The organism is Anaerotruncus massiliensis (ex Togo et al. 2026) (assembly GCF_030825285.1).
In the GTDB taxonomy this organism is placed as follows: Bacteria; Bacillota; Clostridia; order Oscillospirales; family Ruminococcaceae; genus Anaerotruncus; species Anaerotruncus massiliensis.
The window spans coordinates 1-5,673 of the sequence record NZ_JAPJQF010000087.1 but is presented as its reverse complement, the minus strand read 5'-3'; the positions used below and the strand labels follow the sequence as shown (position 1 = coordinate 5,673).

Genomic DNA, 5,673 nt, shown 5'->3' with positions numbered 1-5,673 from the left:
GCTACCTCGACGCCGGGGGCTTCCATATCGCCCCGCTCCCCCCCGGGGAGGTCCTCGCCCTGCTGAACGCCCTGCCGGAGGGGCGCGTCGTCCAGCTCGACCCGCATTACGAGTGGTTTTTCCAGCGGCATATCGGCCTGTGGGAGCAGATCCTCAAAAAGGTGACGGTCGTCACCCCGAGTGAGGACGAGTTCACCAAGTTCTGGGAGATTCCCTACGGGCAGCCGGTCGAAAACTACATGCCCTATCTCCGCAGGCTCGCCGCCATGGGGCCGGAAGTCGTCGTCCTCAAGATGGGCGGAAAGGGCGCCGTCCTCCATGTCAGGGAGGAGGACGCCTTCTATCTGGTGCCGCCCTGCGCGCGGGACGATGAAATTATCGACGTCACCGGCGCGGGCGACAGCTTCTGCGGGAGCTTCTGTATCAACCTGCTGCGCGGGAGGCCGCTTCTGGAAGCCGCCGTCTGCGGCATGGTGGGTTCCGCCGTCTCCATGGGCCTGCGCGGCGTGCCCGAATATCTCGGCGTGCCCTTCGGCCGCGCCGAAGCGCTCTACCAGCGGGTTCGCAAACAGATGGCAAACCGAATCGTCCGATTGGACAATGGATAACAGAACGGGGGTCCCGCATAGCGGGGCCCCCGTTCCTTTGCCATGTGTGGGAAGAAGTCTTTCTATGCATATGATAGCATGTATCCATTGTGCAATGCAATAGTCTTTATGCATACATACCATATGTTTTAGCATCATATTAAAACATATGGCATGGAGGCTTCAGTATGTTACGCTTAGCCGCGTTGGAAAAGCTCCAGGAGATCGGCAAAACAAAATATTGGCTCAATAAGCAGTTGGGAATGAGCGGACAAAACCTGAATCGGATGCTCAACAACGAGACGAAATCCATCCGTTACGAAGTTCTTGAGAGCCTGTGCGTCATTTTCGGCTGTACGCCCAACGACCTTCTCGTCTTTGACGAGGATCAGCCGGAGGGGAACCAATGAGCCGGACCCGCCGGAAAAAGCGCAGGCCGCTGCCCTTGAAACAGGTCCTGTTCAGCGCCCTTGCGGTGCTGGCTGCGCTCTTCGTCCTGATCCTTCTCAACGAGGCGCTCGGAAGCGGCCTGCCGCTGCCCGGCACGGACGACGTGATGAACGGGCTTGGCGGCCTCTATGAAAAGGCCGGGCTTTCCCCCGCGGCGGTCACGCGGGCGGAGGGGGAGCTCGCCGTCCACTACGTCGACGTGGGGCAGGCCGACTGCGAGCTCATCCAGACGCCCGAACAAAATGTGCTGATCGACGCGGGCGACGTGGGCGGCGGGGATGCGGTCGCCGCCTACCTCAAGGCGCAGGGCGTTGAGCGCATCGACCTGCTGATTGCCACCCATCCTCACGCCGACCACATCGGCGGCATGGCGGACGTGGTAAACCAGTTCGAGATCGGCAAGGTCCTTTTCGCGGAGGTGCCGAGATCACTGACCCCAACCTCCAAAACCTACGAACGCCTGCTCGACGAGATCGCCGACAAGGATTTGAAGGTCGCCAAGGCGCAGCCGGGTATCAAATATGACCTCGGCGGCGGCGCGATGCTCACCGTCCTCGGGCCGATGGACGAATACCGCGACGACCTCAATGAAAATTCCGTCGTCTGCCGCCTCGACTTCGGCGAGACCTCCTTCCTCTTCACCGGCGACGCCAGCAGGCAGAGTGAAAACGATCTTGTCAAGGCCTATGGCGACGGCCTTTCCGCCGATGTGCTCAAGCTCGGGCATCATGGGAGCGACACCTCCTCGCAGGAGAAGTGGCTGAACGCCGTCGACCCGGAGGTCGCGGTCTGCTGCGTCGGCTGGGACAACACCTATGGGCATCCGAGTCCGGAGGTGCTCGAACGGCTCGAAAAGCGCGGCGTCACCCTTTACCGCACCGACCGCAACGGCACCGTCGTCGTCACTTCGGACGGGGAACAGCTTGCGGTGCAAACTGAAAAGTCTTAGATTTGCCGCTCGGCGAGCGGCGCAGTTTGTCGGGTCCCGCCCCGGCAGGCGGCCCCATTTCTTGTACGGACAAGAAATGGGGGAAAGAAGCCGCAGGGGGCTTCGCCCCCTTGACCCCCAGCGCCGCCTCCGGTTGGCCTGCGGCCAAAGTCGGCGGAGCCCTGTCACGGATGAGCGGACAGGTGTACAGCATCCCGCCAGCCGCCGCGCCGCGGGCGCAATGCCACTGCCGGTGAGTCTCCGGAACCGTACCAGGAGTTCCCATAGGGGAGGCACGGCCGCTTATGCGTGGCGCGCAGCGCCCACGGAGAGGCGGAAAACTGCGCGGCTTCGCCGCGCACGCGCGCAGCGCGCGCGAACGCCCGGAACGGGCGTTGTTTTCCGCCGTATGTCCCCGGCGAGCCATCCAGCTTCGGTCGTTGGGAGCGTCCGCAACCTGAATTGAGCCTTCAGCTAGTGTACCCGTAGGGAGCGGCGGTAGTCTGCGGGTTATGGCAAGGTACTCCCGGGGATTCCAAAGGACCCGGCGGAGGGTCCTTTGGCGTCCTTCTTTGGGTACTTTCTTTGACGCAAAGAAAGTACCCCGCCTGCCGGGGCGGGTCCCGGCAATCTATGCCGCCGAAGGCGGCTCCTCTGGAGCGCCCCGGAGGGGCGCGAAAAAAGCCTTCCGTCCCCTGGGCGGAAAATCTAAAAAGAAGTCCCGCCGGGCGCAGCGCGGCAAATCCCCCGGCAGAGCGTCAGTTTTGTTGCGACTTTATGGAGAATTGTTGCGTGTTTTATCCAGCGCATTGACAGCGATACCCGCTCCGACTATACTGAAATTACGGAAAATGACATCCATACAGTTATGATAAGGAGTGATCGCACATGTCAATTTTAGTCACCGGAGGCGCCGGCTACATCGGTTCCCACACCTGCGTGGAGCTGCTGAACGCGGGCAAGGAAATCGTTGTGCTGGACAATTTCGTCAACTCCAAGCCCGAGGCCCTCAAACGCATCCGCCAGATTACCGGCAAGGACTTCAAATTTTACGAGGCCGACCTGCTCGACAAAGCCGGGGTGGAGCGGGTGTTCGAGCAGAACCAGATTGACGCGGTCATCCATTTCGCGGGGCTCAAGGCGGTCGGCGAATCCTGCCGCATTCCGCTGCGCTACTATCACAACAACCTCACCGGCACCCTCGTCCTCTGCGAGGTGATGGCGGCGCACGGCTGCAAAAAGATCGTCTTCTCCTCCTCCGCCACCGTCTACGGCATGGAGAATCCCGTCCCCTTCCGCGAGGATATGCCGCTGCCCCACGCGGCCACCAACCCCTACGGCACCACCAAGCTCTATATCGAGCAGATCCTCACCGATCTGTGGAAGGCCGATCCCGCGTGGAGCGTCGCGCTGCTGCGCTACTTCAACCCCATCGGCGCGCACAAAAGCGGCTTGCTCGGCGAGGATCCCAACGGCATCCCCAACAACCTCCTGCCCTACATCGCGCAGGTGGCGACCGGCAAGCTCGAGGACCTGGCCATCTACGGAGACGACTACGAGACGCACGACGGCACCGGCGTGCGCGACTACATCCACGTGGTCGACCTCGCGGTGGGCCATCTGAAGGCGCTCGACTACGTCCTCGACCGCACCGGCGTGGAGGCGATCAACCTCGGCACCGGCCATGGCTACTCGGTGCTCGACGTGCTCCACGCCTTCGAGAAGGCCTGCGGCAAGCCGATCAAGCACCACATCGCGCCCCGCCGCCCCGGCGACATCGCCAACTCCTACGCGGACGCTTCCAAGGCGAAGGAGCTGCTCGGATGGACGGCCGAACGGACGCTCGACGACATGTGCGAGGACAACTGGAATTTCAGCAAAAAGAATCCCAACGGGCTTTGAGTCCTTTCCGGGAGGCGGCGAAGGCCGCCTCCCGTTTTTTTGCCCGTTCCGTCATCTTCTTGAACTTTATGGGGAAAACTGCTATGATGTGACTTGTTTGGAATGTGTTGGCCCTGCCGAAAAAAGATCGAGGGATGTTTATGGCAAAGAAAAAACAACAGATGCATGCAAAATCCGTATTCAGCCTGCTTTTCGGCAAGCTGTCCATCGTCATCCTGCTGATGCTGGTCCAGCTGGCGATCCTGCTGGTGGCGATCATCCTGCTGGGCGACCACTTTGTGGCCGTCTACGGATTCCTCACCGCGCTGAGCGTCACGATCGCGGTCTGGCTGGTCAGCAAGGATGAAAACCCCGCCTACAAGCTGGCGTGGATCATTCCCATTTTGATCTTCCCCATCTTCGGCGGGCTTTTCTACCTCATGTTCGGCAACAAGAGCATGCCGAAAAAGCTCGCCCGGCGGATCACGCTGGCTGAGAAGAGCGCCCCCCGCGTGCTGGCGCAGGACGCCTCCTGCGTCGAGGAGCTGCGGGAGGCGGACCCCGGCATGGCCACCCTCTCCGACTATATCCTGCGCACCACCGGATCCCCCCTCTGGAAAAACACCCAGTCGGAATACCTGCCCATCGGCGAAACGATGTGGGCGCGGATGCTCGAGGAGCTGCCCAAGGCCAAACGGTTCATCTTCATGGAGTACTTTATCCTCGAGGAAGGGGTCATGTGGGAGCCGATCTTTCAGATCCTCCGCGAAAAGGCCGCGGAGGGGGTGGACGTGCGCTTCATGTACGACGACCTCGGCTCGATCATGACGCTGCCCGCCAACTACGCCGCCAAGCTGCGCAAGGCGGGCATCAAGTGCGCGCTCTTCAACCCCTTCCAGCCCCACCTCAACTCGATGATGAACTACCGCGACCACCGCAAGATCACCGTGATCGACGGCAACGTGGGGTTCTGCGGCGGCATCAATATCGCCGACGAATACATCAACGACTACGAAAAGCACGGCCACTGGAAGGACACCGGCGTGCTGCTGCGCGGCGACGGCGTGTGGGGGCTGACGGCGATGTTCCTCTCTCTGTGGAATTTCACCGTCCCCACCGACCATGACTTCGCCCGGTACCGCCCCACCCAGCCCCAGCCGTGCGACGGCTTCGTGCAGCCGTTCGGCGATTCCCCGCTCGACCAGATCAACGTCTCGGAGGAGACGTACATGCAGATCATCAACCGCGCCACCCGCTACGTCTACATCACCACCCCCTATCTCATCCTCGACAGCGAGATGATCACCGCGCTGCAGATTGCGGCGCGCAGCGGAGTCGACGTGCGCATCATCACCCCCCACATCCCCGACAAATGGGTCGTGCACCAGACCACCCAGTCCTTCTATCAGCCGCTGCTCAACGCGGGGGTGCGCATCTATGAATACACCCCCGGCTTCGTCCACGCGAAGATGTATGTCTCGGACGACAAGGTCGCGATCGTCGGGACCGCCAACATGGACTACCGCAGCTTCTACCTGCACTTCGAGTGCGGGGTCTGCTTCTACCAGTCGGGCGTCGTGGCCGACGTGCGGGACGACATTGTAAAGACCTTCGGCAAGTGCTTTGAAATCCCCCGCGACTACATCAAGCACGTCAAGCTGTGGAAGCGGATCGTGCGCGCCTTCCTGCGCCTCTTCTCGCCCATCATGTAGGCCTTTTCCGGCTTATGCAGAAGCGGGGGGGGCGGTGCACCCCGCCCCCCCCGGATTGTGGGGGGGGGCCGGGTTTTTTAAGGCGGCCCCCCACAGGAGGGAGGAATAACAAAAA

Annotated in this window: 5 protein-coding genes; all 5 read left to right on the top strand. The window is 61.6% G+C overall.

The window, feature by feature from the left end; genetic code table 11:
* On the top strand, positions 1-608 hold a 608-nt coding region (locus RCI06_RS14010; RefSeq protein WP_306576406.1), incomplete at its 5' end, for a carbohydrate kinase family protein.
* A gap of 167 nt (positions 609-775) precedes the next feature.
* Positions 776-997, top strand: a complete 222-nt coding sequence (locus RCI06_RS14005; protein WP_101552513.1) for a helix-turn-helix transcriptional regulator — start codon at positions 776-778, stop codon at positions 995-997.
* Positions 994-1,986: a ComEC/Rec2 family competence protein gene (locus tag RCI06_RS14000; protein ID WP_306576405.1), complete on the top strand. Its 993-nt coding sequence runs from the start codon at positions 994-996 to the stop codon at positions 1,984-1,986. The genes RCI06_RS14005 and RCI06_RS14000 overlap by 4 nt, the downstream gene beginning before the upstream one ends.
* Before the next feature lie 867 nt (positions 1,987-2,853).
* Positions 2,854-3,867, top strand: a complete 1,014-nt coding sequence (gene galE, locus RCI06_RS13995) for a UDP-glucose 4-epimerase GalE (RefSeq protein WP_121587666.1) — start codon at positions 2,854-2,856, stop codon at positions 3,865-3,867.
* Between the two features lie 140 nt (positions 3,868-4,007).
* Complete coding sequence (gene cls / locus RCI06_RS13990) at positions 4,008-5,558, top strand: cardiolipin synthase (RefSeq protein ID WP_101553277.1); 1,551 nt, start codon at positions 4,008-4,010, stop codon at positions 5,556-5,558.
* The last annotated feature ends 115 nt before the right edge of the window (positions 5,559-5,673 follow it).